This is a genomic window from Kribbella antibiotica (assembly GCF_004349055.1).
Classification (GTDB): Bacteria; Actinomycetota; Actinomycetes; order Propionibacteriales; family Kribbellaceae; genus Kribbella; species Kribbella antibiotica.
Genome location: NZ_SMKX01000294.1, coordinates 1 through 1,817 on the forward strand (window position 1 = coordinate 1; position 1,817 = coordinate 1,817).

Below are 1,817 nucleotides of genomic sequence, written 5' to 3' on the forward strand. Positions count from 1 at the left end.
AAGAGACAGGTTGTGCGGGCGGCGGTGGTTTTCGACGGTGGGGTCTTCGGAGCCTGGCGCCGGCTCGTCGAGGGTGTCGTCGTCGGGCTGGCCGCTCCACCACTGGCCGACTGCGGGCTTCCCGGTGGTCGGTACTTCGATGGTGGGCTCGTTGACGGGTTCGTCGGGGTGCCCGGACCGGTGGGCGCGTTGTTCGGCGATGCTCGTGGTGAGGATGGTCCGCGTCGTACCGGTGTCCGGTGGTTTGGGGGACCGCGGGCCGGCGGGCTTGGGGGAGCGGCCGCCGACACCGGGGACACCGGACGGTTTCATCCGCAGGACCAGGAAGACCACGACCAGCAGAACCGCGGCGAGGAAGCCGAATCCGAGCCGGGGGATGAGCGGCAACACGATGCCGAAGCCGCCGCCGATCACCCAGGACAGTTGCAGAACGGTCTCCGAGCGCGCGAAGACCGACGTACGGACGGTCTCCGGTACGTCGCGCTGGATCATCGCGTCCAGCGACAGCTTGCCGAGTGAGCTGCAGGACCCCGCGATCAGACCGAGCGCGATCAGGATCGGGAACCCGTAGAACACCGCCACCAGGACGGCGATGACCGCGTCGGCGAGCAGAACCACCAGTACGACGGACTCCGGTTTTCGGGCCCTGAGCAACGAGCCGGCCAGGGTGCCGAGGCTGTTGCCGATGCCGGCCGCGGCGACCACCGCACCGGCTGCGACGGTCCCGTTGATCCCGGCGAGCGGCTGATCGCGGAGCAGGAAGGCTAGATACATCGTCAGGAAACCGGAGACGAACCGCAGTCCCAGGTTGCAGCGGATACCGCGCGACACGGCCTCGGTGATCGCCTTCCGCCGCATCTCGCGACCCGCCGCGCCGGTGACCTCCTCGCCGGCCGGTGAGTCGACCGCGGAAGGTAGCCGGATCGCGAGGATCAGACCGACCAGGTACACCAGCGCGGCCCAGCGCAACGACCACTGCGGACCGATCGCCGCGAACGCGCCCGCGATGCCGGCGCCGATGGTCGCACCCGCGACCCCGGCGAGCGAGATGCGCGAGTTGGCTGTGACGAGGGTGATCTCCTTCGGGAGCAGCCTCGGTACGGCGGATGCTCGGGTCACGCCGTACGCCTTGGAAGCGACGAGACAACCGAGCGCGGCCGGATACAACCAGACCGAACTGCTATCCGTGATTGAGCCAGCCAGACCCCAGACGAGGAACCCGCGCGCGCCGAGCGTCGCGCCGATCGCCCACCGACGGCCGTGGCGGAACCGGTCCAGGATCGGACCGATCAGCGGAGCCATCAGCGCGAACGGCGCCATCGTCAGCAGCAGGAACAGTGCGACGCGATCCCGCGCCTGGTCGCTCGGGACGGTGAAGAACACCGTCCCCGCGAGTGACACCGCGAACGCCGTGTCACCGGCCGCGTTGACGGCGCCCAGCTCGATCAACCGCTGCAGCCCCGACTCGCGGGCGCCTTGCGCACCGGTCAGCCCGCTGATCCGCCGACCTGTCCAGCGGCCGACGTTCCCGCCGACATTGGCCGTCTTCTTGGAGGCCGCGGCGACTCCGGTCGCGCCGACCTTCGAGGCCCGGCCGAACTTTCGTCCCGCCGTCCCCAACCGCTCCCGCGCCGCGCCGACCCGCTCACCGGCCGACTTCTTCGCGGCCTTGTCCGTACGGCGTTCGCTCCCGGCGCCACGCGATCCGGAACCGCTCGATCCGCGACCGCTCGCCGGACCGCGACCGGCGTCGCCGGAGGGCGCCGTACGGCCCTCTCGGGCGGCACCGGGCGGCGGGGTGCCGGAGGGTGTCGGCC

General features: G+C 70.9%; 1 protein-coding gene. It reads right to left on the reverse strand.

Annotated elements, in window-relative coordinates:
- Window positions 1-1,817, reverse strand: a 1,817-nt coding sequence (locus E1263_RS42295; protein WP_238162077.1) for an MFS transporter, incomplete at both ends; no start/stop codon positions are given.